We start from the raw sequence: 26,113 nt of genomic DNA, 5'->3' as shown, positions 1-26,113 counted from the left end.
ATTTTTTAATTATTGAAGTGTAATAGAAAATCTTAAATAAACAATTTAAAAGATAAAACTTGGCAGCTGTAAAAGGGAAAATGATTTTCAGAATATTTTGTTAGTTACTGTTATTCCGTATTAAAAGCCCAAAAGAGAGGGAGGATTGTGGAGACGTAGTTTTCCTTCTCAAACTGCCAACGATTAAGTTGCAAAAGCATAATAATTAAGTATTGAGTTATAATGGAGTTTAAAAAGAACTTTTATTGGGTTTTGAGTATTTGTCTGGCAAATTTTTCATTTGTGGCAAACGCGCAAAACATGGAATTAAAAAAAGGATGGCAGTACAGAGAAACCAAAACTACAAAATGGTATCCTGCTTCTGTTCCCGGTGAAGTTCATACAGATTTACTCAACAATAAATTAATACCAGATCCATTTTACAGAGACAATGAAAAAAAGCTGGAATGGATTGAAAAGAAAGATTGGGAATATAAAACCACTTTTGAAGTAAGTGCTGCAACTTTAAATAAAAAAAATACTGAATTAGTTTTTGACGGATTAGATACTTACGCGTCCGTTTATTTAAATAATCAATTGGTTTTAAAGGCTGACAATATGTTTCGTCAGTGGCGTGTTGACGTAAAAAAGAATTTAAAGCCGGGAAAAAATGATTTAGTGGTCGTTTTTAAATCAGCACAAAATGTTGTTGATTCATTGGCCAAAAAAGATTTTCCGTTTGTAATTCCAGATAATCCTCGTGCCTATGTGCGTAAAGCACAATACCATTTTGGATGGGATTGGGGACCAAAATTCACAACTTGCGGAATTTGGAAAACGCCAAGATTAGAAGCGTATGATGTAAAAACTCCTGAGAAACCATATGTTTTAGACCGAAAAATTGAATTGGTACAACAGCCTGATGATAAAGGAGCATCATTTTACTTTAAAATTGATGACAAGCCAGTTTACATGAAAGGGGCAAATTACATTCCATCAGATGCATTCTTGTCAAGAGTAACCAAAAAAGAGTACGAAAAAGTAATTGCACTTGCCAAAGATGCCAATATGAATATGCTTCGTATTTGGGGAGGCGGGGTTTATGAAGATGATTATTTTTATGATTTATGTGATAAAAACGGAATCTATGTCTGGCAGGATTTTATGTTCGCAGGAACAATGGTACCGGGAGATGATGCTTTTTTTGACAATGTAAAAAAAGAAGTTCAATATCAGGTAAAACGTCTTCGTCATCACAAAAGCATCGTTTTATGGTGCGGAAATAATGAAATCGATGAAGCTTTTAAAAGCTGGGGATGGCAAAAAAGCATGAAAATGTCAAAGCAAGATTCGACACGATTATGGAAAGACTACGTTCGTTTGTTTCAAGACAGTATTCCAAAATGGGTAAAAGAAGTCGATCCTAAAAGACCATATATAAGTTCATCACCTTTATTCCATTGGTCAAAAGCAAAAAGCATTACAGAAGGTGACAGCCATTATTGGGGAACTTGGTGGGGACTTGAAGATATTGAAGCGGTGCAGAATAAAACGGGACGTTTTGTAAGCGAGTACGGAATGCAGGCTATGCCAAATTACTCTTCAATAGAAAAATTTACGTTACCAGAAGACCGATATTTATATTCGGATGTTTTGCAAGCGCATCAAAAAGCCGGCAAAGGATTCATGAAATTAGATTCGTATTTAAATCGCTACTTTATTAGTTCTGACAAAATAAAGAAAATGAGTGTTGAGGATTATACTTACCTCACACAATGTTTGCAATACTATTCATTAAAAAATATTATAGGCATTCACCGTTCAAAAGCGCCTTATAATATGGGAACATTAGTATGGCAGCTTAACGATTGCTGGCCTGTTGCAAGCTGGAGCGTAACGGATTATTATGACAGACAGCCAAAAGCAGCTTGGTACGCCATGAAAGAAGCGTATAGAGATGATAAAACACCAGAAATTGATCTTACACGTCCAATTGATTTAAAACTGGAAGACCCAAAAATAACTTGGGAAGTAAAAGGAAATAAAGTGATTTTAAAAGCTTCAAAAGCCGCAAAATATGTATACGTTTCGATAAAAGGTTATACAGGAAAATGGAGCGATAATTATATAGATTTAAAAGAGGGCGAAGAAAGAACAATTTCTTTTGAAGGCAAAATAACAAAGCCAGTCCTGAAAGTTTATTCTCTATATGATGTTTTGAAGAGGTATTAAGGTACTAAGCTGCAAAGGTTCAAAGGTTCAAAGGTTTTTGTGTATAGACGCACTTTAGTGGATCTGTTTACCTTGCGAACTTAGCGAGAGTCATTGCGCTCTTTGCGGTTATTTTTTGTGTTCTAGATTATTCTTTTGAGAGTAAAATAAGAAAACGAACCGTGAAAGTCTAGTCTCTATATAATGTTTTGAATAAGTACAAATAAAAAGCTTCTAAGAAGCTAAGGTTCTGAAGTGCTAAGTTTAATTAGCAAATCTTAGAATCTCAGAACCTTAGAATCTCAGAATCTCAGAATCTAAATAAAAAAAATATGTTTACAAAGTACAACAAAATTGCTTTTAGCGGTATTTTAGCTCTAAACCTGTTTTTTGCCAATCCTGTTATTTCACAGGAAAAAAAGGTAAAACAAACAAATTCAGATTATACCCAATATGTAAATCCGTTTATTGGCTCTGCCGGTCACGGTCACGTATTTGTAGGTGCCAATGTTCCTTTTGGAGCTGTGCAGTTAGGACCAGTAAATGTTTTTGAAGGCTGGGATTGGTGCAGTGGTTACAATTATGCCAGTAATACTATTTTAGGTTTCACACACACTCATTTAAGCGGAACCGGAATTGGAGATTTAAACGATATTCTTTTATTGCCTGTATCAGGAAAAGTGCCTTTGACAAAAGGAACAAAAGAAGATATGGCAACAGGTTACGGTTCTTATTTCTCTCATGAAAATGAAGTAAGTAAAGCAGGATATTACAGCGTACTGCTTGATAAATATAAAATTAAAGCAGAGTTAACGGCAAGCGAAAGAGTAGGTTTTCATAAATACACTTTTAATACTGCTCAAGACAATCACGTTTTATTAGACCTTGCAGACGGTGTAGGATGGGACAAACCTGTAAAAACGTTTATAAAAAAAGTAAACGAAACCACTCTAGTAGGATATAGATATTCATCAGGATGGGCGGCAGATCAACGTGTCTTTTTTGCAATTGAATTTTCTGAGCCAATTTCAAATATGGCATTGTACGATGATAAAACTTCTGTAAGCGGAAACGAAGGTGAAGGTCTAAAAATGAAAGCAGTTTTAGATTTTACAACTTTAAAAAGTAAAGAAGTTTTAGTAAAAGTTGGAATCTCACCTGTAAGTTATGAAAATGCAGTTATCAATATAAAAGCCGAAATTCCAAATTGGGACTTTAATGCTGTAGCAAAACAAGCAACTTCAAAATGGAATAAAGAGTTAAATAAAATCCAGATCAAAGCAGACGATAAAACAATGAAAGTTTTTTACACCGCTTTGTATCATACCATGTTTGCACCTTCAATATTCAATGATGTAAACGGAGATTATAGAGGAACAGACAAAAAAGTATACGAAAAAGTAAACTTTACAAACTACACGACTTTTTCACTTTGGGATACTTACCGTGGTTTGCATCCATTGTATACCATTACGCAACAAGAAAAAATTAACGACATCGTAAAATCATTTTTAGCGATTTATCAGCAGCAAGGCAGATTACCAGTTTGGCATTTAATGGGTAACGAAACCAATACAATGAACGGAAATCACTCGATCGCCGTAATTGTTGATGCTTACATGAAAGGATATAGAGGTTATGATGTTGCATTAGCCTATGAAGCCATCAAAAAAACAGCGATGCAAACGCGTGAAGGAATGGATTATGTGCAAAAACTAGAATACATTCCTGCAGATAAATTGTTAGAATCTGTTGGAAACGCTTTAGAATATGCAATCGACGATTATTGTATAGCGTTAATGGCGAAAGATCTTGGTAAAACAGAGGATTATAACTATTTCTCAAAAAGAGCCAATTTGTACAAACTTTATTTCGATAAAGAAACTACATTCATGAGAGGTAAATTGACAGATGGAAATTGGAGAACACCATTTAATCCGCTTTCATCAGCACATAGAAAGGACGATTATGTAGAAGGAAATGCGTGGCAATACACTTGGTTAGTTCCTCAAGATCCTTATGGTTTAATAGAATTGTTTGGAAGTGAAGATAAATTTATTAAAAAATTAGATTCCTTATTTTTAATAACAGATAAAGTAGAAGGCGAAGAAATATCTCCAGATATTAGTGGTTTAATTGGTCAATATGCACAAGGAAATGAGCCAAACCACCATATTCCATATCTTTATGCATATGTTGGACAACCTTGGAAAACAGCCAAATTAATCCGTGAAATCGATGAGAAATTCTATTCTACAAAACCTGATGGATTGTGCGGAAATGAAGATTTAGGACAAATGTCTGCTTGGTATGTTTTATCATCAATGGGATTCTACTCTGTTAATCCAGCAAATGGAATTTACGTTATGGGAAGTCCGTTAGTAAATTCAGCAGTAATTCATCATAAAGAAGGAATTTCGTTTACAATAAAAGCGATTGATAACAGCAAAACCAATATTTATATTCAGAAAGCTGAGTTTAACGGAAAACCATATACAAAATCATATATCACACATGATATGATTGTAAAAGGAGGAGAATTAAAATTGTATATGGGAAGTAAACCATCGACAACTTTTGGTGTTAAAAAAGCAGATAGACCGCTTTAGATTTAAGATTTTAGAACATAGATTTTAGAAATAGGATAACAAGACAGAATATGAAAATAAAAAGTTTAATTTTTTTAGGACTATTACAGTGCTGCATTTTTGTAAATGCACAGGTTAAAGCATTAGATCCGGTAGAATATGTAAATCCGTTAATGGGTACACAATCTTTGCATAGTCTTTCAAACGGAAATACCTATCCTGCAATCTGCAGACCTTGGGGAATGAATTTCTGGACTCCGCAAACGGGTAAAATGGGAGACGGATGGGCTTACATTTATACAGCAGATAAGATTAGAGGATTTAAACAAACACATCAGCCGTCGCCTTGGATGAACGATTACGGACAGTTTTCTATCATGCCGGTTACTGGAAAATTAACTTTTGCAGAAGACGAAAGAGGAAGCTGGTTCAGTCATAAAGCCGAGGTTTCTAAACCATATTATTACAGCGTTTACCTTGCAGATTATGATGTTACAACAGAAATAACTGCAACAGAAAGAGCAGCGCATTTTCAAATTACATTTCCAGAAAATGAACAATCTTCAATTGTAATTGATGCTTTTGATAAAGGTTCTTATATTAAAATTATTCCATCAGAAAATAAAATTATTGGTTACACTACTCGCAACAGCGGTGGAGTTCCTGAGAACTTTAAAAACTATTTTGTACTGCAGTTCGACAAACCTTTTACAACCAATTATACTTGGCATGATAAAGTTTTAGAAAAAGACAAATTAGAATTAAAAGACGATCACGTTGGTGCAGTTGTAGGTTTCAAAACTAAAAAGGGAGAAATAGTAAATGTAAAAGTTTCTTCTTCTTTTATCAGTCAAGAACAAGCTGAGTTGAATTTGAAAAATGAATTAGGAACTGCTTCTTTTAAAGAAACAGTAGCAGAATCTAAAAAAGAGTGGAATAAAGTTCTAGGAAAATTAACCGCAGAAGGCGGAAGCGACGAGCAATTAAAAACATTCTACTCTTGCTTATATCGTACAGCATGTTTTCCTCAAAAACAATACGAAATAAACGCAAAAGGAGAAATTGTACATTACAGTCCGTACAATGGTAAAGTTTTGCCAGGTTATATGTATGCAGGAACAGGTTTTTGGGATACATTCCGTGCCTTATATCCATTATTGAATTTAGTTTATCCTTCTATAAACAAAGAAATGCAGGAAGCATTAATCAACGATTATAAAGAAGGCGGTTTCTTGCCAGAATGGTCAAGTCCGGGCTTTAGAAATGTAATGGTGGGTAATAATTCAGCTTCTGTAGTTTCTGATGCATATATCAAAGGATTACGAGGATATGACATCAACAAGTTGTATGAAGCTTTATTACACGGTGCTAACAACGAAGGACCAATGGATGCTGTTGGAAGACGCGGCGTACAGTATTACAACACTTTAGGTTATGTGCCTTATGATGTGAAAATCAATGAAAATGCAGCTAGAACATTAGAATATGCTTACGATGACTTTACAATCTGGAAATTAGCAAAAGCATTAAATCGTCCTAAAAAAGAAATCAGTTTATTCGAAAAAAGAATGATGAATTATAAAAATCTTTATAATCCATCAATCGGATTAATGAGCGGTAGAAATAAAGACGGAAGTTTCCCTAAAGATTTCAATCCGTTTAAATGGGGAGATGCTTTTACCGAAGGAAATGCATGGCATTACAGCTGGAGCGTTTTTCATGACGTACAAGGTTTGATTGATTTAATGGGAGGACAAAAGAAATTTACTGCAAAATTAGACGAGGTATTTTCAACACCGCCAATTTTTGATGATAGTTATTACGGATCAGTTATTCATGAAATTCGCGAAATGCAGATTATGAATATGGGACAATATGCGCACGGAAATCAGCCAATTCAACACATGATTTATTTGTATAATTATGCAGGTGAACCTTGGAAAACGCAATATTGGTCGCGTGAAGTAATGAACCGTATGTACAAACCAACTCCAGATGGATATTGTGGTGATGAGGATAACGGACAAACATCAGCTTGGTATGTATTCTCTGCAATGGGATTCTATCCAGTTTGCCCAGGAACGGAAGAATATGTTCTAGGAGCACCATTATTTAAAAAGCTGACATTAAAATTAGAAAACGGAAAAGAATTGGTGATTAACGCACAAAAAAATTCTGAAACTAATAAATATGCTCAAGATTTAAAATGGAATAACGCAGCTTACTCAAAAAATTATATTAATCATTTTGATGTATTAAAAGGCGGCGAATTAAATTTTGACATGAGCGATACACCAAATTTACAAAGAGGAACTTCAGCAAACGCTTTTCCATATTCTTATTCAACTTCAAAATAATATTATGCAATCACGTAGAAAATTCATAAAAAACGCTGGGATATTTTCAGCAGGATTATTGGCCATCCAAACAGATGCTTTCGGAATGCAATCGGATACTTTCAATTTTGCATTAAAAGATTTTATTACAAAAAGACCTCCTGCAGCCGAAAGAAAGTTTACAAGTAAAGCTATTGAAGCTGCTATTGTAAGAATCAAAAAACAAATAGCTAACCCAGAACTGGCTTGGTTGTTTGAAAACTGTTTTCCAAATACATTAGATACTACTGTAGATTTTGAAATCATCGACGGTAAACCTGATACTTATGTAATTACAGGTGATATTGATGCCATGTGGTTACGTGATAGTACAGCGCAAATTTGGCCGTATATTCCGTTTGTAAAAGAAGATAAAAAACTGGCTGAATTGGTAAAAGGAGTAATCAACCGTCAGACAAAATGTATTTTGTTAGATCCTTATGCAAATGCTTTTTATAAAGATTTTAATCAGGTAAGCGAATGGAAAAATGACATGACCAAAATGCAGCCTGGAATTCATGAGCGCAAGTGGGAAATTGACAGTTTATGCTACCCAATTAGACTGGCACACGGTTATTGGAAAGAAACTGGAGATATAAGTTTGTTCGACAGCAAATGGAAAGAAGCTATGTTGTTGGTTTTACAAACGTTTAAAGAACAACAGCGCTGGACTGATAAAGGGCCATACAATTTTCAAAGAGTTACAGCTTGGGCTACAGATGGAGTACCTTTAGGAGGTTACGGTTATCCTGTAAAACCATGCGGATTAATTGTTTCGACTTTTAGACCAAGTGACGACAGTACTTTATTTGGATATTTAATTCCAAGTAATATGTTTGCAATTGAAGTATTAGGATATCTTCAGGAAATTTTCTCTTTGCCAGCTTTATTAGATAAAGATTTAGTTGCCAAAGCAAAAGAAATGCAAGGACAAGTTCAGAAAGGATTAGAAGAAAACGCAATTATCGAACACCCAAAATTCGGAAAAATCATTGCTTTTGAAGTAAACGGATACGGAAGTTTCCATATGATGGATGATGCTAATGTGCCGTCACTATTATCGTTACCGTATCTAGGAGCAATCGAACCAGACAGTCCGCTTTATTTAAACACAAGAAAAGTAGTGCTTTCAGAGAATAATCCGTTTTTCTACAAAGGAAAAGCTGGCGAAGGTATTGGCGGACCACACACAGGAACCGATACAATCTGGCCAATGAGTATTGTTTTAAGAGCGATTACAAGTGTTGATGAAAAAGAAATAAAAGCATGTATAAGCAACTTAATCAAGACAAATGCAGATACTGGTTTTATGCACGAATCTTTTCATAAAGACGACGTAGCAAAATTTACTAGAAAATGGTTTGCTTGGGCAAATACACTTTTTGGAGAAATGATCGTACACACCAGTATTCATTATCCACAAATTTTAAAAGATAAAAACATTTAAAACAATAATTTGCCATCAAGAGATTAAGAAAAATAGGCTGTTAGACTTAATCTCTTACTGGTGAAAAAGAATCAAAACTAAAATTTAGTTGACCCCATAATGGTTCAATTCCAAAAACAAAAAAACAAGAATGAATAAAGAGTATGCCGTTGGCTTAGATATAGGAGGCACACATATCACCGCAGCGATAATTGATATAGTAGATATGAAGGTGATGGATTTTTCACTGCACAAAGAGTCTTTTGATTCTAATATGCCTGTGGAAGAGGTTATGACTATTTGGGAAAAAGCAATTCGTACATCATTCAAAAATTCTAAAGTCGAAAAAACTTCAGGATTAGCTGTTTGTATGCCGGGACCATTTGATTATACAAACGGAATTTGCTGGATAAAAGACCAATCTAAGTACGAACATTTTTACGGATTGAATGTGCGCGATTTATTTCAAGATAAACTAGATCTTTCTAGTGATTTTCCAATTCTTTTTGAAAATGATGCTGTTTGTTTTGGAAAAGGAGAAGTTTTTAAAGATTCAGAAAATCTTTCTAAAAAAGTAATGGCCATTACACTTGGTACAGGACTTGGCGCTTGTTTTATTGACAAAGGAGAATCAATCAGTACAGGTATTTCAGTACCAAAAGAAGGTGAAATTTACGATCTTCCGTACAAAGAAGGTATTGCTGAGGATTATGTTTCGGTTCGCGGACTTTTGGCTGGTTATTTCGCTTTAAGCGGAAAAAAAGTAAACAATGGTTTAGAGCTTTTTAATTTGGCGGAAAACGGCGACGAAATGGCTGTAAAAGTATTTGAACAAATGGGACAAGACTTGGCAGCAATTGTTCTTCCGTGGTTAGAAAAATTTGGTGCCGACAGCTTTATCATTGGAGGAAAAATTGCAAATGCAAGCGAATTCTTTTTGCCTGTTTTCAATCAAAAAATTAAAGAAGCAGGAAGTAAAATCCTAGTTTCTATTTCTACAGATAATGAGCAGGCAGCTTTATTAGGTGCCACAAGTATGCTTTATAAAGCATAATAATCAATTATAGAATATTCTATTTTTAAAGCTGTCCGAAATATAATTTCGGACAGCTTTTTTTATAAATACTAAAGGCGAGCACTCCACGTTAGACCGCTTATATCTGTTAAAGTCAGCGTGTAATGTTCTTTGTCAGACATTGTTTTACGATCGATCGGAAGTCGCATTGTTGCTTTTGCACCAAGCGGAATAATCAAGCTATGAGCGCCGGGTTTTATTTTGGCAACATAATGATTGTCAATAGTCGTGGCAGGTAATTTTGCTAAATCAGCTCCATGCAATTGTAAAAGATATTTTCCAGATGAATCTTGAAGCGAAATACCAATCAAAAAAGAACCATAAACATCAACACCTTCAACTCGATAAACATCAAAAGTCATTTCTGTACTCTGCATTTTAAAATTGCTGATTTCCAGTTTTGGTTTTACTGATTTATTATGCAATGTTCCAAAAACGCCTCCATGAAAATATTGATTAGTATACAAAGTAAGACCTGCAATAAAAGCAACGATTACTAAAATAAGCCGCTTGTATGCAGCTAAATTCAGCGGTCCAGAACCTAGAAATTTAAACCATTTTGTTTTAGTAAAACGGAACTTTCTCGAAATAAAATAAGAATCTAACGAAAGATAGTTACTGCCGGTTATAAATAAAGTAAATCCTGCGGCTAAGCCTAAAATTCCTATTTGCCATTCGTCTAAACAAGTTGTTCCAATCCAGCCCGAAGCGAGCAGAATTCCAAATGCTAATAAGAATATTCCAATACTCATTAAACGGGTGAAAAAACCAAGAATTAATGCTAAACCTACAATTCCCTCAACAATGGTAAAAGTTACCATTGCATACCATAAAGCTTCGGGATGCGTAACTAAATATTCGATTATGGGTTTTAACCCCAGAGAATTGGGTAAAAAGTGATTGAATTTCTCGCCAATGTAACCTGCTTCTTCAGGTATTAATTTGTTTTCTAAAATAAGACGTCTCCAAAATGCCGAAAAATAAGTCCAGCCAACTACCAATCGTAACGATAAAGTAGCCAAAGACGCAGTGTCAAAAGATTTCTTTTGCTGTATCATGCAGTATAAAATTTAAAAATAAAAAATTGTTTTAAGCTGTAATTGAATTCGCTTTTAGTGCAATTTTTAGATTTTTAAATACGATAAACATAGGAGGATAAGTAGTAGATTTTTTGCCGAATTCGAAAGCAGGACGAACTTGAACTTTAGTAAAAACAGCATTCTCATTTACAGGAGAATAAAACGAAAGTGTTCTAGGTAAAATTGGAATTTGCGGTGTAGAAATAACCTTTTTTACAAAAGTGTTTTTATGAATTAAACTGCTGCTGCAAGATCCAAACTGCGGTAATTGAGTTTGAGTTTTTTGAGAAAATTCGATTGAATCGATCGCGGTAAAATGCAGAATAGTTTTTTTAATCTGACAATTAGAAAAAGCATACACCAAACTTACAACTAGCAAAAGCTGTTTAAGATGTCGAAATAAAGTGATGTAATTTTTCCAATTCATTTTATAAAAATAAGTTTAAAAAACGGTACTCGCATTGATTTTAGATAACATTAACAGCTGCTTCAACTCAATAAACAAGTTCAGCGTTTGTTTTTATTATTCCGGATTTAAAACGGTGATAATATTTTCTCTCACACCCGTTTTTAGATTGATAATTTCAAATCTTTTTGCCGCCGAAAACGAACCAATATCGCTGTCGCTGTTAATTAAAATTGCACCAACAAGAATGATATATTTACAATTGTATTTCGTTGCCGCGATCAGTTCTTGAATGCGATCATCAATAGCTTGATAGATTACTTCGGTTGACTCTATCAATGGAATTTCTGAGTTTATAATTTTATCTTTTTGCTTGAATAAAATTTGCTCAATAATATTCATTTGATAATCCAATTCCGTTACATTTCCTGGTTTTATAGTATTATCGGCTAATTTGTTAAGCGCGCCGGTTGCCGCTCCACAGCAAAGCGACTTCTCTGTTTGTCCAATGCGATTAATTTTTCCAACAATTCCTTCTTTAGAAATACCAATGTGAGGCCCATAATAAATAAAAACAGCCCCATCATCAGGAACATGACTTGCAAAAGCTGCCATGCCGCTTAATCCTGTAAATGGAAAACCGTCTAAACCGCCCATTTTAAAAGGACCTAAAAACTCCAGAGCTCTTGCAGGATATTGAATGCTGTTTACATCATCACTGCAAATACTATCAGCCAATATGATTTGTGATGGTTCTAAATCTAGTTTCTCTTCAACATAATCAATTACTTTATTGATATAATCAATAGTAGTTAAAGCATAAGGATAGTGTTTTCGGATGATTTCTAATTTTTCTCTTTTTTTCATTGATCAAATCGTTTATAAAAAAAGTTCTGAAAGACAAAAGAACCTCATGCAGATTTGTGCAAAGGCTCTGTTTTTGTAATTTTTTATAAAGGTACAGTTAAAAATTAAGTTCTCTTTTTACTTTTAGAATATATTCGAATTTCAAATTAGACAGCATTTAAGATTCTATATTTATGAAATTTTAGAACTAATATGCTCAAAAAGTATATTGAATTTATCGCCGAGTTTTTTCTTAAGACGCTGTTTGGATTTTTTTACAGCATCAGGTGTTATCCCTAATAATTCGGAGATTTCAGTATTATTAAAATTTAGTTTTTGCAGTAATAGAATTCGTTTATTAGAATCTGTAAGTTCAGGAAAATCTTCTTCCAGTAAACGATGAAACTCGGGATGTACTTTTTGAAATTCTTTTTTGAAAATTTTCCAGTTTTCCTCCGTCATCAAATGCGATTCAAGTAAAATATTCAGATTTTCTTTTTCAGAATCGCTGTGAGATGAATTTTTAATTTGATTTATTTCAGATCTTAAACTTTTTATTTGATTGTTTTTTTCTTTCAAATGAGCGGCATGCGCATCTAAATTTTCATTTGCTTCAGATAATTTTTGCTCATTTTTTATTTTCTCTGTCTTTAACGAAAAGACCTTTTCGCTGTATTCAATCTGTCTGTTTTTTAAATGCTTTTTAAAATTAAAAATAAGAAAAATCAATAAGGAAAGAGCAAGAATAATAATTACGGCATAAACATTTTTTATCGAAATTTCATTCTTGTATTGTTCGTTTGTACGATTAATATTTTGCTGAAATTTTTCTTTTTGAATCATCCAGTTTACTTTGTTGATAGCCATATCACCATCTTTGTTTTTAAGAGAATCTTCAAGAACAAGCATTCGTCTTCTTAAAATTAATTCTTCATCAGCTTTGTTTTGATGCTGCAGGATTCTCAATTTAAGCTGAATGATTTGAAGTTCTGATTTTTCAAAATAAGTTTTTGAGTACACAATATTCTCAGCCTCTTTTAAAGCTTGATCTGCTTTAGTAAAATCGTTGTCATCTAAATATAGTTCTGCCAGTAAAATAGAAGCATACATTGTGTTCTGGTAGCTTTTTTCAGCTTTTGAGATACTGATGTCTTTTTTGACTAATGAGATAGCCGATTTAAAATCGCCTTGTTTTTGTTTTACAAGTGCCAAATCTCCCAAAGCTTTAGCATAGCGCACTTTATTCTGAATTTCCTGCGATAATTTGGCAGTTTGTAAAAAATAATATTCCGCTTTTTTAAGATCAGAAGTATGCAGATAATTTGCACCAATAGCATTTGTTATCGAAGCATATTCGATGCTTTTTTTAGGAGCATTTTTTTGGGCAAGATCTAAATAGTATGCCGCCTCTTTATAATCGCCAAGTGTTTGCATAATCCATCCAATTTTTTTGAAAGATTCACCTGGTAAGATTATTTTTTCGGCTGGCAGTTTTTCAATCTTATCAATTACTTTGAGAAGGAGCGGAGTCATCTTTATGAAATCTCTGTAATAATAAAGATAACTTACATAATTAAGCTGTGTCCAAATTTCAGTGCTTTGTTCTTTTAAAAGTGCCGCTTTTTTAATCGACTGCTGATAATGAAAATCGCTTTTTTTGTTTACTGCATTATAAAAATTACTGTATCCATTGGCAAGTAGTGCCTCATAAAAAACGCTGTAGTTTTTATTTTGATGCAGTGGTTTTAAAAAGTTTTTTAATGCCACTGTATCTTTCTCAAAAGATTTTTCCTGATTTAATACGGCCTCATAATTTTTAATTTCATTTTTTGAAAAAGAAATTTGAATAGGAGCGTTTTGTGCTTTTAATAGAAAGGCAAAAAAGACTAAAGCGATGCAGTAGATTTTCTTTGAAAACATTTTTTCTTAGTTGTGGTTTTTGTTTTTGGGATCGTAAAAATAGCGAAAAAAGTTACGTTTCTAAACCAAAAAACATAATGTATTGATTTTGTTAGATTTCTAAACGTAAATGTCCCCTATTTGTCCCCCTCACTTTTTATCGTTTAAATTCTTTCTAGAGTAGTTTTGCCACAACAATATCCGAACTTGAAAAAGCTCGTATATACCGCAAATTGAGATGTTTTTGCGGCCTCATTTTTCAGCGTTAGGAACTGCTGTGGTAACTGTAGAAAATTTTATTGCCCCAACTGTTGTCCCCCAATATAAGACAGTCCAATTCGATTTTATAGTAAATGCAGTAATAGTTCCAGCGCTGATTAACAGTGGCAATAGTTCCAGTAACGGAATGTTTGTTAGCACAGTTTTTAAAACTGTATAAACGCTCACAGGAAATTTACTGTAGCAAAAACGGAATTTATTTAACGATATTTAAATCTTTAAAAATAGATTTCGTTATATCCTTTCTGCAATTTCCGAAAGCTGCGTTATTAATTTTTCGATCTTGTAAAAGACGTGTTGCAAAAAAATAAGTATCATTATTATTTACAATATAGCCAACCCACCATCCAGTATTGATTTCGTTTTCTCTTGTCCAACCCGTTTTCGAATAAATAGAGTAGCCTTTATTTTGCTCCGTCAGCATTACTTTTTTTACAATCTGCATATTACGTTTTGAAAATGGAAGCTTTTCGTCGTACAGATTTTTTAGAAATTCGACTTGATTAAGAGGGGAAATTTTAAAGTTGCCAAAATTCCAAAAATCGGCATCCGTTTGCGACATATCGAGATTTCCGTAATGACACAATGATAAATATTTTTTGTAATTATCCTTTCCAATTTTCTTTGCCAACTCCACAAAAGCCCAGCCTGCAGAAACTTCAAAAGCTTCTTTTACCGTTATGTCATGGTAAATCTCGGGACGATAACCATATTTTATAGTATCTGTAGTTCCCGGCCATTTTACGACGTCATTTTCGCTGGAAATAGTTTTTGTTTCTAATGCTATGAGCAGATTAATAATTTTGAAAGTCGATGCAGGAAGTGTTTCTTTCTTGGTGCCAATCGTGTCAGATAAAATCCATTTATGCTTATTGTTATCATAAATGGCAATCGAACCTTCGACATTGCAGTTGTCAAAATATTTTTTAAAATCAGAATGCACGACAATTTTATCACGGTTTGATATAATTGTGCGATCACCTTTTTGTAGATTGGATGAGCAAGAGAAAAGAAACCCAGCAAAAAGAAATACCGTAAATAATTGTTTCAAATTCATTTTGCTCCTTTAATATTACACGGACTTTTTTTTAGTTTCAGATGTGGTTTTGTGAAAAGTTTTGCAACGAATTTACTTCGTCTGTTCGCTGTCGCTCGAGTCACGAATTTCTACGAATTAAATTATTCAAATGAATAATCAATTTACTTAATTAGAATAAAAAATTTAGTGTCAATTCGTGACAAAAAAACAAAGTCTTTTACACCTTAAAAATTAAATTCTTTTTATAGAAAACCCATAAAATCAATGACCAGAAAATAGCATAAGAGATCGCATAAGCAAGTGACGAATTCATTGGATTTTCAAAACACGGCACAATCCAAAATTTGTAAATTAAGGTTTGAAGATTGATTTCTTCTCCAGTTAAATCTGGACTTTGCATTTTTATAGAACTCATTACTCTTGGAATTACACCAGAAAAGTAAAATACAATCATTGGATTTACACCCCAAATCAAGAATAATTTTGTCCATTTTTTATAGTTGGCAACATCAATAATATAATACAGCAAGGTTAAGCATATTGTTGCAATTCCGGCCGTATACAAAACGTATGAACTTGTCCAAAGCGATTTGTTTATTGGGAAAATAATATTCCAAAGTAAACCAAGAGCCCACAAAACAATTCCTGAAATGGCAAGTTTTTTTATGATTTCAGTTTTAGAAATTTGTAAGTTTAAAATCTGTCCAATAAACATTCCAAGGATTCCTGTGCCAATAGCTGGCAGAGTGCTTAAAATTCCTTCAGGATCCCAAGTTTTAGATACGCTCCATAAATGTCCATTTAAAACTAAATTGTCTAACCATGCCGCAAGATTAGTCTCTTTTTCAAAATTGGCAGCGCCAACTCCGGGAACGGGAACAAAAGCCATTAAAATATAATAACCCACTAATATCGAAGCAAGAACTAAAAGCTGTGATTTTAAATTTGTTTTCAAGTACAATAACGAAGCAAAGAAATAAACAATACCAATTCGTTGAAGAACGCCGGGAATTCTAACATCTTCAAAAGCTTCTAATTTGCTGTAAGCAAGAAAAATCATCAACGTAAAAATTCCAAAAACAAGATACGTTTTAACCTTTAAAGTAAAGTTTCCTAAAAGAGCATAAGCAACGGCAAAAGTTATGGCTAATCGAATGAGTAATAATGGGATTCCTTCTAAATCAAATAAGTGTATCCTGCTGAAAAAGTTTAGAGATAATCCCAAACAGAAAATTCGAAGAGAACGAACCAAAATTTTATTGAATACAGCTGCATCAAAATGCTTTGTTGGCATTGCAAAAGGTATTGCAGTTCCCATTATAAAAACAAAAAAAGGAAAAACTAAATCAGTAGGAGTGCAGCCGTGCCATTCAGCATGTTCTAAAGGCGGATAAATAGAAGCCCAGCTTCCAGGATTGTTGACAATAGTCATTAATAAAATTGTAAATCCTCTAAATACATCCAGTGAGGTTAAGCGTTCTTTTGTCATTGGGTTGGTTTTGGGTTCTGTTAATTATTTAAAAGGGAACTTTTAAAGCTGCTGTACGGATACAATTATAAAAAGTAACACGGATTGCACTAATTGTCACTAATTTGTTTGTGAAATTTGTGTTCAAATTGTTTTATAATATTTGTGTTCATACGGTAGACTTTTAGAGTGTTTGTTTATGATGGAAAAGAAATTTTTCCCATTGATACTGATGGAATTCTTTTACGGGATCCAAAATCAGAGTTTCCTCCAGAAACGGTTTCGTTTGCTAAAATGGCAAATAAGATTGCTTCTTTTGCATCGCCCGAAATTCCAAGCGAATCAGTATTAGTAAAAGTACAAGACAGCAGTTCTTTCAGCCAGCCTGTCAACAACGGATTATGAGCGCCTCCGCCAGACATATAAATAGTAAAACTTTCTATTGGATAAGTTGTATTACTGATTGTTGAATTTATGGCTTCTGCTATCGTTTCAGCACTAAATCGAGTTAAAGTCGCTAATAAATCTTCAATAGAAATATTTTTTGTGCCGCTTTTAGTTTGCGCATTTCTCACATATTCAATACTAAAAAGCTCTGGACCTGTGGTTTTTGGAAATGGCGCTTGAAAAAAATCATCAGCTTTTAAAGCTTCTAAAAGAGATAGATTTACAGTACCTTTTTTTGCAATTTCAGCATCTTTATCATACGCTTTATCAGGAAATGAAAGTCTGATAAAAGCATCAATTAAAGTATTTCCAGTTCCTGTATCCGTTACAAAAACTTCTTCGGGATTATGATTGGAGGGTAAAAAAGTAAAATTGGCAATACCGCCCATATTAAGCATAATGCGATTTTCGCCTTTTTTGCTAAACAGAAAATAATCTCCATAAACAGCTAACGGTGCACCTTCGCCGCCCGCAGCTATATGTTTTTGTCTAAAATCTGAAATAGTTAAGATTCCAGTTTTTACAGCAATATGATCTCCATCTCCAATTTGTAAAGTACCGTTTGTAAAATTTTCCAACTGATGTAGAATTTTTGGAGCATGAAAAACGGTTTGCCCGTGCGAGGCTACTAAATCAACTTTTGAAGTTGGGATTTTCCAACGATTTAAACAATCGAGAATCATATTAGCATGAAGAATTCCGATCCATTCATTTAATAAAACTAGTTTCTGAAAATCAATAGTAGGTTTTGCAAATACGCTTCTGATTTCTGATTTTATTTCTTCTGAATAATCGACTGTATCAAATTCTAATAATTGAACTTCAGTGTTTTCTCCAGAACCAGTAATTTTGCACAAAGCCACATCTAAACCATCCAAAGAGGTGCCAGACATTAACCCAACAATAATTCGGGAAGGCTTTTTTGCGATTTCATACAGTGATTCTAAATTTGCATTCATAATTTTTACTTTAAAAGTGCATTAAATATACTTTTTTAAACCATGTAAGTATTATAAGTTTACTTAAGCAGTATTTTGAGAAAACTCTAAAATGAACTTATATTTTTTATATGGTTAATTTATTACAGATTTTATTTAACCTTTTGATTTTGTATAAGTAGAACTTTTTTTATTTGATAACAGCGTCCTGAATTATCTTTTGAATATCTTCTCTAATTTTTCCTTTAGATAATTTATTCTCGTCATTTACAACTTCTGGATAAGTTCTATTGGATAAAAATACATAAACAATTTCTGTTTCTGGATCAACCCAAGCTATGTTTCCTGTAAATCCAGTATGACCAAAACTCGCCTCAGAAACACAACTGCAAGTTGGTCCGCCTTTTCCAACTCTTTTGTCAAAACCTAAACCTCTCTGAATCCCTTTGTCTTTGTAATAGCAAGTATTGAAAGCATCAAATGTCTGTTCAGAAAAATATTGTTTACCGCCGTAATTTCCTTTTTGTAAAAACAGCTGCATCATTTTGGCAACATCCATAGCATTAGAAAAAACTCCTGCATGACCAGCAACTCCGCCTTCCATAGCGGCAGCCATATCGTGAACATATCCTTGAATAAGCTGATGTCTAAAATAAGTATCAATTTCAGTAGGAGCAATGCTGTTTTTATCAAATTTATTTAGCGGATTGTAAAGTGTATTATTCATGCCAAGTGTACTGAAAAAGTTTTCTTTACTTAGATTTTCAAGCTTTTTATGTGTTTTCTTTTCTAAGTATTCTTTTAAAATTATAAAAGTAAAATCACTGTATTTGTATTCTTTTTTTACGGCTACTGGACTTTTTGCAATGATTTTCATGATGGTATCGTGATAATCATTTCGAATAAAAAGGCTGTCTGCAACTTTTGTCGAAAAGTTAGAATCAGCTGTTTTGCGATAGTATTTTGCAGAAGGTTTGCCATCGTTATCAAGCGTTGCTTTGTAAAACGGAATCCAAGCCTGCAGTCCGGCGTAATGCGTTAACAAATCTTTGAAAATGATGTTCTCTTTATTTGTTTTTGCAAAAAACGGAACCATATCTTTTAGTTTGGTATCTAAAGTCACTTTGTTTTTATCATACAATTGCATCACATTTGGCAATGTAGAAATCATTTTCGAAATGGAAGCAACATCATACAAATCTGAATTGGTAACCTTTTTTTGATTGTCATAGGTGTGATAACCGTATGATTTCTGAAAAAAAACTTTTCCTTTTCTAGCAGCCAATACTTGCATTCCAGGAGTCATTTTTCCGTCAATTGCTTTTTGAGCAATCGCATCTATTTTAGATAAAACAGCAGAATTCATTCCCACATTTTCTGGAGTTGTAAATCCTAAACGGTTTGTTTTTTCCGTTGATAAACCGTCATTTACCTTAAACGAATCATTAATCGATACAGGCAGTTTTCCTTTTGCATCGACAGCACCAAATAGTATTTCTGCAGAAACAACTTGACTTATATTTGAGTTTTGATATGAAACAACTAATCCTTCAATATCGTCAAAATTAGTAACAGGCAATAATGAATATGGTTTTGTAAAAATGTCCAAAATCACTTTGTTGTGTTTAGCGATTTCTTGCAGCCAAAGCAATTCAGTATCAGTGAAATTCTGCTTTTCCCAAGTTTTATTTAGTTTATGAAAGCCGATAATTACAGTATCGTAATTTTTTAGTTCTTGATTTAAACTGTCAATATTAGTATTTGATACTTCTGTAATTTCAGTATATTTTTTTAAAGTAGTTACAAAAGTGCTGTTAACATCATCTCCTAGTTTTACATACGCAATTTTTTGATCTAAGTTTTTGATGGGAAGAATTTCTTTTTCATTTTTTAAAACGGTAATCGCATTTTCGTAAAGTTTATAATGCAAAGCGTCATTTTGCGTCGGATTAAGATCGTTATAAATATTATTCATATCGATCGGTTTGTACTTGTTTAATCCAGCTTTAAATTTATAATGCAATATTTTTTTTACGGAATGTGCTAAACGTTCTTCAGTAATTACACCTTGAGCATAAGCTTCTTCTAATTTTTGAAAAGCTTCGGGTACATTATCAGGACCAAGAAAAATATCATTTCCAGCAAGAAGAACAGCTATTTCTAAATCTCCGGGACCTTTAAAATCAGTCGCACCTTTCATTGCCAAACCATCAGTAAAAATCAAACCGTTGAAGCCTAATTCTTTTTGAAGCAGATTGGTTACAATGTTATAAGAAGCAGAAGATGGAATATTAGATTGCGGCTCTAAACTTGGAATGTTTAAATGTGCCACCATTACAGAAACTAAACCTTCGTCGAAAGTTTTTTTGTACGGATATAATTCAACCAATTCAAGTCGTTCTTTCGAAAAATCAATTAGAGGTAATGCTTTATGCGAATCTACAGAGGTGTCACCATGTCCTGGAAAATGTTTTCCTGTACAAAAAACACCTTGACCTTGCACGCCTTTCATCAAAGCAATGGCTCTGTTGCTTACATTGACTTTGTCTTCTCCAAAAGAACGGTTGCCAATAATTGGATTTTTCGGATTGGTATTAATGTCTAAAACAGGAGCAAAGTTGAAATGAATTCCGATACGTTTGTTTTCATTCGCCATATTTCTTCCAACATTCTCAATTAAACTCAAATCCTGAATAGCTCCCAAAGTCATATTCCAAGGATAAATATAAGTCGAATCTAAACGCATGCCCAATCCCCATTCGCCGTCAATAGCAATGAATAATGGCACTTTTGATTTTGACTGATACAAGTTGGTTAATTTTGCCTGACGAACTGGCCCACCCTGAAAAAAAATTAATCCGCCTACTTTATAATCTTGAATTAAGGCACTGACTTCTTTTGTATGTACGGAATCTTTATTAGAATAAGCCGAAATCATAAAGAGCTGGCCTATTTTTTCTCTCGCCGACATTTTATTGTAAATACTATCAACCCAAGCCGTTTCTTTGTCGGAATCTTTAAAAAAAGTTTTTTTCTCAGATGCGGCTTTTGGTTTGTAAACAACAGTATCTTTTAAAGGAATATCTGTTTTTACAGCTGTAATTGCAGTGTTTTTTTTAGAAGCACAATTGGTAATCAAAAAAAGAAATGCGGTGTATAGGCTGATTCTTATGAAGTAATTTTTCATAATATATTTTGTTTTGAACGAATAGGTTTTAATTAGCTTCTACCCATTAAAAGATGATTTTCAATGGGTGAGCTTTTATTTTATTTAGCAAATTGGGCTTGCTTTTTATATAGTTTAAAAAGATATTTTCTCGCTGCTTCGTGAACTTGTCAGGTATAATCCTAAATACGTTATTAATCCGTTTATCACTATTAATTCATTATCAAATACATATCCTGAAAATAATAATTTCGAATTTTCATTGATCAAATACGTGAACAAAGGAGAAAGTAAACATAATACTGGAACTAGTTTATCATTTACATGTCTTGATTTTTGGAACAATCCAAAAGCATATAAACCTAATAACGGACCATAAGTATAAGATGCAACTTTAAATATCATTCCAACAACTGAGCTGTCATTGATGGTATTGAAAATAATGATTACAAAGAAAATCAGAATTGAAAAACTAATGTGTACTAAATGTCTTGTTCTTACTGTGTTTTTCTTACTGTTTTCGGCTTTGTCCATTCCTAGAAAGTCAACACAAAAAGAAGTCGTTAATGCTGTCAAAGCGGAGTCTGTTGTTGCAAAAGTCGCTGCAATAATTCCTAGTAAAAATACAATCGCAGGAACTACAGCCAAATGATTCAGCGCAATTTCAGGAAAAAGTAAATCGGTTCTAGGTTTGCCTGTAAGTAAATCAGTTGGAATTGCGATTCCGTTTTTATTAGCATAAATATATAGCAAGGCGCCAACACTTAAAAAGAAAATATTGATGATTACAAAGATTCCTGTAAATGTAAACATGTTTTTTTGTGCTTCGCCGATATTTTTACAGCTCAGGTTTTTTTGCATTAAATCCTGATCCAATCCAACCATAGCAATAGTCACAAACATTCCGCCTATTATTTGTTTGATAAAATGGAATTTACTTCCCATAAAATCATCAAAAAAGAAAATTTTAGAATAGTTACTATTTTTAACTTCTTCAAATGCTCCAACGGCACTTAAATCCATGCGATCGCAAATAAAATAGATAGTAAGAAAAACAGATGTAACTAAGAAAAATGTTTGTAAAGTATCCGTAATAATTATCGTTTTTAAACCGCCTCTATAGGTATAAGAAAAAATTAGAATTAATGACATGAATACGGTAAATGCAAAAGGAATATTGTAAAAATCAAATACAAATCGCTGCAAAACAATTACAACCAAATAAAGTCTGAAGGCAGAGCTTACGGTTCTGCTTATCAAGAAAATAGAAGCTGCCGTTTTGTAACTGTAAACGCCCATTCTTTGCTCGATATAGCCATAAATAGAGGTTAAATTCATTCGGTAATACAACGGTAATAATAATTTTGTAATTATTAGAAAACCTATAGCATTACCCAGAACAAACTGAAAATATTTAAATTGTTCACCGCTTGCCGCACCAACTTCTCCGGGAACCGATATAAAAGTTACTCCAGAAAGAGCTGTACCAATCATTCCAAAAGCTACTAAGTACCATTTAGAGTTTTTATTAGCCGTAAAAAAAGCATCATTTCCACTGTCTTTTTTACTCACTTTATGCGAGATATAGAATAATGTTCCGAAATAAATGATAATAAGGAGGAGGATTGTACTTGGTGTCATTTTATAGCTTTAGTGGTTTTGGTTTTATGAATAGCGAGAAATAAAGTTTAAAAAATAGTACTGCTTTGCAGATTAAACCTAACAGACTATAAAAGCTGTTAGGTTTAGATTTAAACTTTTATTGTATAAATCTATAAAAGATTTGAATGGTTTGGTTATTAGATTTCCAGATTTTTATTTTGAGCCAATAAAACAGCTCTTACGCTTTTGTGTTTTTTCAGCAAATCTGATGCTGTTTTTTCATCAATCTGAAGTTCTTCAACAATCATTTCTACACCTCTTTGAACTAACTTTTTGTTAGACAGCTGCATATCGATCATTTTGTTGCCGTAGATTCTTCCCAGTTTAATCATAACTGATGTTGAAATCATGTTTAAGACTAATTTTTGAGAAGTTCCTGCTTTCATTCTAGTACTTCCTGTCAAGAATTCTGGCCCTACAATTAGTTCAATAGGATGATCTGCTTGTTTAGAAATCAAGCTTCCGCTGTTGCATGAAATACTGCCGGTTACGATTTTGTTCTCACGTGCTTTTTTCAATCCGCCAATAACGTAAGGAGTATTTCCAGAAGCTGCAATTCCTATTACTACGTCTAAACTCGAAATGTCGTAGGCAGATAAATCTCTCCAGGCTTGGTCAACATCGTCCTCGGCATTTTCTACCGCTTTTCTAATAGCAGAATCTCCACCAGCGATAATACCAATAATCCAATTGTCGGGAACGCCAAAAGTAGGAGGACATTCTGAAGCATCTAAAACTCCAATTCTGCCTGATGTTCCTGCTCCAATATAAAAAAGTCTTCCGCCAAGTTTCATTTTTGTAACAATCGCATCGACTAATTTTTCAATATTCGGAATTTGTTCTTCAACAATAGCTGCTATTTTTTTATCTTCATTATTTATATTTGAAAGCAGTTCGTTGGTACTCATTTTATCTAAATTTGAGTAAAGAGATTCTCTTTCTGTATCTGGATTTGCTTTTGACATTTTTGATTTTTTTTAATTTTTAATTTTTCTTTACTGCATTAAAATTTATTGGTAGATCAGATATTTCATTCTCATTTTTTTGAAGGCTTCTAAATCCTTCACCCAGCTTTTTCTGATATTTTCCTCAGAAGTTCCGCTTTCAATTTGTTGTTGTAATTTCTTAGTTCCCGCTAGTTTTGTGAAAAAAGGATTAAAGAATTTAGTTTTATCACTGGTATTTTGGTACGCTTTAATCAGCCATTTCAATTCCAGTTGTTTTAATTTAGGATAAGTTGTCAAATCTTCGCCAAAACATTCGACACCATTATAAACTGGATCTTTGGCTCCAAAATTTGGTTTTGGAGTAAAACTGAAATTGGTTTTTGTCAAGTAAGGCGAGCCATAAATTTGAAATTGTTTTTCGGTTCCGCGTCCCATGCTTACGTTCGTTCCTTCAAACAAACACAAACTTGCATACAGATTTATAGATTGATCGTTTGGTAAATTCGGAGATGGTTTTGCTAATAAACTATAATCCATTTTTCGATTATAATTAACGCAAGGAATTACGGTAAGTTTACATTGAGCGCCGTTTTTAAGCCATTTTTCTCCATTGATCATTTTTGCATATTCACCAATAGTCATTCCATGAAGCAGCGGAATAGGATGCATACCTACAAAACTGGTAAATTCTTTTTCTAAAAGAGGACCGTCTACAATTCCGCCATTCGGATTTGGTCTGTCCAGAATTATAAGCGGAACATTGTTTTCTGCGCAAGCTTCCATAACATAATGTAAAGACGAAATATAAGTATAGAATCGTGCGCCGACATCTTGTAAATCAAAAACCATCACGTCGATTCCAGATAATTGTTCTGGCTTAGGTTTTTTATTATCTCCGTAAAGAGAGATAATGGATAATCCCGTTTTTGAATCTTTTCCGTCAACTACATGTTCACCTGCATCAGCAGTTCCTCTAAAACCGTGTTCTGGTGCAAAGATGGTTTGAATGTTTATTTTTTTCTCTAATAGAAAATCTACTACATGTTTTTTGTTGGATAAAAGACCGGTTTGATTGGTAACAATGCCAACTTTTTTATCTTTTAATAAAGGAATGTATTTTTCGAAATTATCAGCTCCTGTTTTAATTTCATTACTGATATCATTGATTTTATTTTTAATAATTTCTGTTGACGAATTTGCATTCGATGCATTCGAAACAATTAAAAATAGAATAAAAGTGATTTTTTTAAAGGCTTGAAACATAATACAAAAGTTTAAATTACTATTAAAATTACGTTTAATAAAGGAGAAAAAACAAAATAAGATAATTAAATCGAACCACTTTTTGATTGAAGTGGTTCGATTTTTAAGCTTATTTATTTGTTATAAAAGTAACAGATGGTGCATTTAAAGTTGCAGTTGGTAATCCGCCGATAATTCCTCTGCAATAGATTGTGTAAACTCTTCCTGCTCTAGGGACAAAAGCAGTATTTGCCGGTGAATTGGCAAGGTTTGCAATTGTTGTTCCTGTAGTTGTTCCTGGAACATTTGTTGGAGAACCTGCAACACGAACCTGCAATTGATATCCTCTTGTATCTATTGGGTCTTGCGGCTCAATAGCAATGTATTTTTCGTTACCGCCCTTAAATGTTACATTTCTATAGGTATAAACTTCTTTTGTAGTAACTGGCGTTGTACCAATAGTTGATGTTTCTTTAAGTAATCCTAAATCATAACCTGCAGGTGCCGAATTACTGATAACATTTATAAAACGAATATAGGCTTTAGTTTTGTCTAAATCAGCAACAGCCAAATCGTCGTTTATTTGATAAAGAGAATATACCGGCGGCGTAACAGACGGCGGTGTTGATACTAAGAAACTCGTATAATATTTTCCTGTTTCAGTAGCAATATTTCCATTGAAAATGCTGACTGCAGGAGTTGCAGGCGTCAAAACGCTTAAAGGTTGTGTACCCGGTTTCATCAAAACATAATTGATTGGCACTGGATATTGAGCGCCATAACTCATCCCGACTGGCACTCCGGTTGTAGCACTTACAGCCGAAATTTTTTCAGTTCCTGTAAAGTAATTAATTTGAAAATTAGTTCCATTTGGACCAACAGCTGCGTGAACAAATTTTACGTTAGAAGCATTTGCAATTCCGTCTTTACTCTGATAAGGAGTCTGGTCGTTTTCGTCGCCGCAGGATGTAAATGCAAGTACTCCAAGAATTGGAATAATTGACTTTTTTATGGTGTTAAATATATTTTTCATCTAATAGA

Annotated in this window: 17 protein-coding genes; 5 read left to right on the top strand and 12 right to left on the bottom strand. The window is 33.3% G+C overall.

Annotation, left to right across the window (positions count from 1 at the left end; translation table 11 throughout):
• Positions 1 to 300 precede the first annotated feature (300 nt).
• The 5 genes from NLG42_RS23270 to NLG42_RS23250 all read left to right on the top strand — a co-directional run bounded on the left by NLG42_RS23270 (position 301) and on the right by NLG42_RS23250 (position 9,633).
• Complete coding sequence (locus tag NLG42_RS23270; RefSeq protein ID WP_257682562.1) at positions 301 to 2,211, top strand: beta-mannosidase; 1,911 nt, start codon at positions 301 to 303, stop codon at positions 2,209 to 2,211.
• Between the two features lie 311 nt (positions 2,212 to 2,522).
• On the top strand, positions 2,523 to 4,799 hold the full coding sequence (locus NLG42_RS23265) for a GH92 family glycosyl hydrolase (protein ID WP_257682561.1): 2,277 nt from the start codon (positions 2,523 to 2,525) through the stop codon (positions 4,797 to 4,799).
• A 50-nt stretch (positions 4,800 to 4,849) separates the two neighbouring features.
• Positions 4,850 to 7,135 carry a GH92 family glycosyl hydrolase gene (locus NLG42_RS23260; protein WP_257682560.1) on the top strand — a complete coding sequence of 762 codons (2,286 nt, stop codon included), beginning with the start codon at positions 4,850 to 4,852 and terminating at the stop codon, positions 7,133 to 7,135.
• Positions 7,136 to 7,139: 4 nt separating this feature from the next.
• Positions 7,140 to 8,600, top strand: a complete 1,461-nt coding sequence (locus NLG42_RS23255) for a glycoside hydrolase family 125 protein (protein WP_089058645.1) — start codon at positions 7,140 to 7,142, stop codon at positions 8,598 to 8,600.
• Between the two features lie 130 nt (positions 8,601 to 8,730).
• Positions 8,731 to 9,633: an ROK family protein gene (locus tag NLG42_RS23250; RefSeq protein ID WP_257682559.1), complete on the top strand. Its 903-nt coding sequence runs from the start codon at positions 8,731 to 8,733 to the stop codon at positions 9,631 to 9,633.
• Positions 9,634 to 9,704: 71 nt separating this feature from the next.
• Here the strand turns inward: NLG42_RS23250 and NLG42_RS23245 are convergent, their stop codons facing one another.
• The 12 genes from NLG42_RS23245 to NLG42_RS23190 all read right to left on the bottom strand — a co-directional run bounded on the left by NLG42_RS23245 (position 9,705) and on the right by NLG42_RS23190 (position 26,105).
• On the bottom strand, positions 9,705 to 10,712 hold the full coding sequence (locus tag NLG42_RS23245) for a TQO small subunit DoxD (protein ID WP_257682558.1): 1,008 nt from the start codon (positions 10,710 to 10,712) through the stop codon (positions 9,705 to 9,707).
• A gap of 31 nt (positions 10,713 to 10,743) precedes the next feature.
• Positions 10,744 to 11,160, bottom strand: a complete 417-nt coding sequence (locus NLG42_RS23240) for a hypothetical protein (protein ID WP_089058648.1) — start codon at positions 11,158 to 11,160, stop codon at positions 10,744 to 10,746.
• Positions 11,161 to 11,256: 96 nt separating this feature from the next.
• The gene (locus tag NLG42_RS23235) at positions 11,257 to 12,006 is read right to left on the bottom strand and encodes a hypothetical protein (protein WP_257682557.1); all 750 of its coding nucleotides are present in this window, start codon (positions 12,004 to 12,006) and stop codon (positions 11,257 to 11,259) included.
• A 171-nt stretch (positions 12,007 to 12,177) separates the two neighbouring features.
• On the bottom strand, positions 12,178 to 13,905 hold the full coding sequence (locus NLG42_RS23230) for a tetratricopeptide repeat protein (RefSeq protein WP_257682556.1): 1,728 nt from the start codon (positions 13,903 to 13,905) through the stop codon (positions 12,178 to 12,180).
• A gap of 454 nt (positions 13,906 to 14,359) precedes the next feature.
• On the bottom strand, positions 14,360 to 15,220 hold the full coding sequence (locus NLG42_RS23225) for a penicillin-binding transpeptidase domain-containing protein (protein ID WP_257682555.1): 861 nt from the start codon (positions 15,218 to 15,220) through the stop codon (positions 14,360 to 14,362).
• 199 nt (positions 15,221 to 15,419) lie between these two features.
• Positions 15,420 to 16,691 carry an acyltransferase family protein gene (locus tag NLG42_RS23220; RefSeq protein ID WP_099719397.1) on the bottom strand — a complete coding sequence of 424 codons (1,272 nt, stop codon included), beginning with the start codon at positions 16,689 to 16,691 and terminating at the stop codon, positions 15,420 to 15,422.
• 176 nt (positions 16,692 to 16,867) lie between these two features.
• A complete protein-coding gene (locus NLG42_RS23215; RefSeq protein WP_257682554.1) occupies positions 16,868 to 18,076 on the bottom strand; it encodes an anhydro-N-acetylmuramic acid kinase in 1,209 nt (402 codons plus the stop codon).
• 169 nt (positions 18,077 to 18,245) lie between these two features.
• On the bottom strand, positions 18,246 to 21,242 hold the full coding sequence (locus tag NLG42_RS23210; RefSeq protein WP_257682553.1) for a glycoside hydrolase family 3 N-terminal domain-containing protein: 2,997 nt from the start codon (positions 21,240 to 21,242) through the stop codon (positions 18,246 to 18,248).
• Between the two features lie 114 nt (positions 21,243 to 21,356).
• Positions 21,357 to 22,862 (bottom strand): sodium:solute symporter, encoded by a 1,506-nt coding sequence (locus tag NLG42_RS23205; RefSeq protein WP_257682552.1) that lies wholly within the window; start codon positions 22,860 to 22,862, stop codon positions 21,357 to 21,359.
• A gap of 158 nt (positions 22,863 to 23,020) precedes the next feature.
• Positions 23,021 to 23,848: an N-acetylmuramic acid 6-phosphate etherase gene (gene murQ / locus NLG42_RS23200; protein ID WP_089058657.1), complete on the bottom strand. Its 828-nt coding sequence runs from the start codon at positions 23,846 to 23,848 to the stop codon at positions 23,021 to 23,023.
• Positions 23,849 to 23,893: 45 nt separating this feature from the next.
• Positions 23,894 to 25,093: an exo-beta-N-acetylmuramidase NamZ family protein gene (locus NLG42_RS23195; RefSeq protein ID WP_089058658.1), complete on the bottom strand. Its 1,200-nt coding sequence runs from the start codon at positions 25,091 to 25,093 to the stop codon at positions 23,894 to 23,896.
• Positions 25,094 to 25,202: 109 nt separating this feature from the next.
• On the bottom strand, positions 25,203 to 26,105 hold the full coding sequence (locus NLG42_RS23190) for a hypothetical protein (protein WP_257682551.1): 903 nt from the start codon (positions 26,103 to 26,105) through the stop codon (positions 25,203 to 25,205).
• Positions 26,106 to 26,113: the final 8 nt, after the last annotated feature.

This window comes from Flavobacterium plurextorum (genome assembly GCF_024638035.1).
In the GTDB taxonomy this organism is placed as follows: Bacteria; Bacteroidota; Bacteroidia; order Flavobacteriales; family Flavobacteriaceae; genus Flavobacterium; species Flavobacterium plurextorum.
The sequence above is the reverse complement of the archived record's forward strand: the minus strand, read 5'-3'. Positions and strand labels throughout refer to the sequence as shown.

Bases quoted from the DNA above. Each gene is read 5' to 3' on its own strand.
- NLG42_RS23230 (WP_257682556.1), bottom strand. From the start codon at position 13,905: ATGTTTTCAAAGAAAATCTACTGCATCGCTTTAGTCTTTTTTGCCTTT.
- NLG42_RS23220 (WP_099719397.1), bottom strand. From the start codon at position 16,691: ATGACAAAAGAACGCTTAACCTCACTGGATGTATTTAGAGGATTTACA.
- NLG42_RS23210 (WP_257682553.1), bottom strand. From the start codon at position 21,242: ATGAAAAATTACTTCATAAGAATCAGCCTATACACCGCATTTCTTTTT.
- NLG42_RS23215 (WP_257682554.1), bottom strand. From the start codon at position 18,076: ATGAATGCAAATTTAGAATCACTGTATGAAATCGCAAAAAAGCCTTCC.
- NLG42_RS23195 (WP_089058658.1), bottom strand. From the start codon at position 25,093: ATGTTTCAAGCCTTTAAAAAAATCACTTTTATTCTATTTTTAATTGTT.
- NLG42_RS23270 (WP_257682562.1), top strand. From the start codon at position 301: ATGGAATTAAAAAAAGGATGGCAGTACAGAGAAACCAAAACTACAAAA.
- NLG42_RS23235 (WP_257682557.1), bottom strand. From the start codon at position 12,006: ATGAAAAAAAGAGAAAAATTAGAAATCATCCGAAAACACTATCCTTAT.
- NLG42_RS23245 (WP_257682558.1), bottom strand. From the start codon at position 10,712: ATGATACAGCAAAAGAAATCTTTTGACACTGCGTCTTTGGCTACTTTA.
- NLG42_RS23255 (WP_089058645.1), top strand. From the start codon at position 7,140: ATGCAATCACGTAGAAAATTCATAAAAAACGCTGGGATATTTTCAGCA.
- NLG42_RS23225 (WP_257682555.1), bottom strand. From the start codon at position 15,220: ATGAATTTGAAACAATTATTTACGGTATTTCTTTTTGCTGGGTTTCTT.
- NLG42_RS23190 (WP_257682551.1), bottom strand. From the start codon at position 26,105: ATGAAAAATATATTTAACACCATAAAAAAGTCAATTATTCCAATTCTT.
- NLG42_RS23260 (WP_257682560.1), top strand. From the start codon at position 4,850: ATGAAAATAAAAAGTTTAATTTTTTTAGGACTATTACAGTGCTGCATT.
- NLG42_RS23240 (WP_089058648.1), bottom strand. From the start codon at position 11,160: ATGAATTGGAAAAATTACATCACTTTATTTCGACATCTTAAACAGCTT.
- murQ (WP_089058657.1), bottom strand. From the start codon at position 23,848: ATGTCAAAAGCAAATCCAGATACAGAAAGAGAATCTCTTTACTCAAAT.
- NLG42_RS23250 (WP_257682559.1), top strand. From the start codon at position 8,731: ATGAATAAAGAGTATGCCGTTGGCTTAGATATAGGAGGCACACATATC.
- NLG42_RS23205 (WP_257682552.1), bottom strand. From the start codon at position 22,862: ATGACACCAAGTACAATCCTCCTCCTTATTATCATTTATTTCGGAACA.
- NLG42_RS23265 (WP_257682561.1), top strand. From the start codon at position 2,523: ATGTTTACAAAGTACAACAAAATTGCTTTTAGCGGTATTTTAGCTCTA.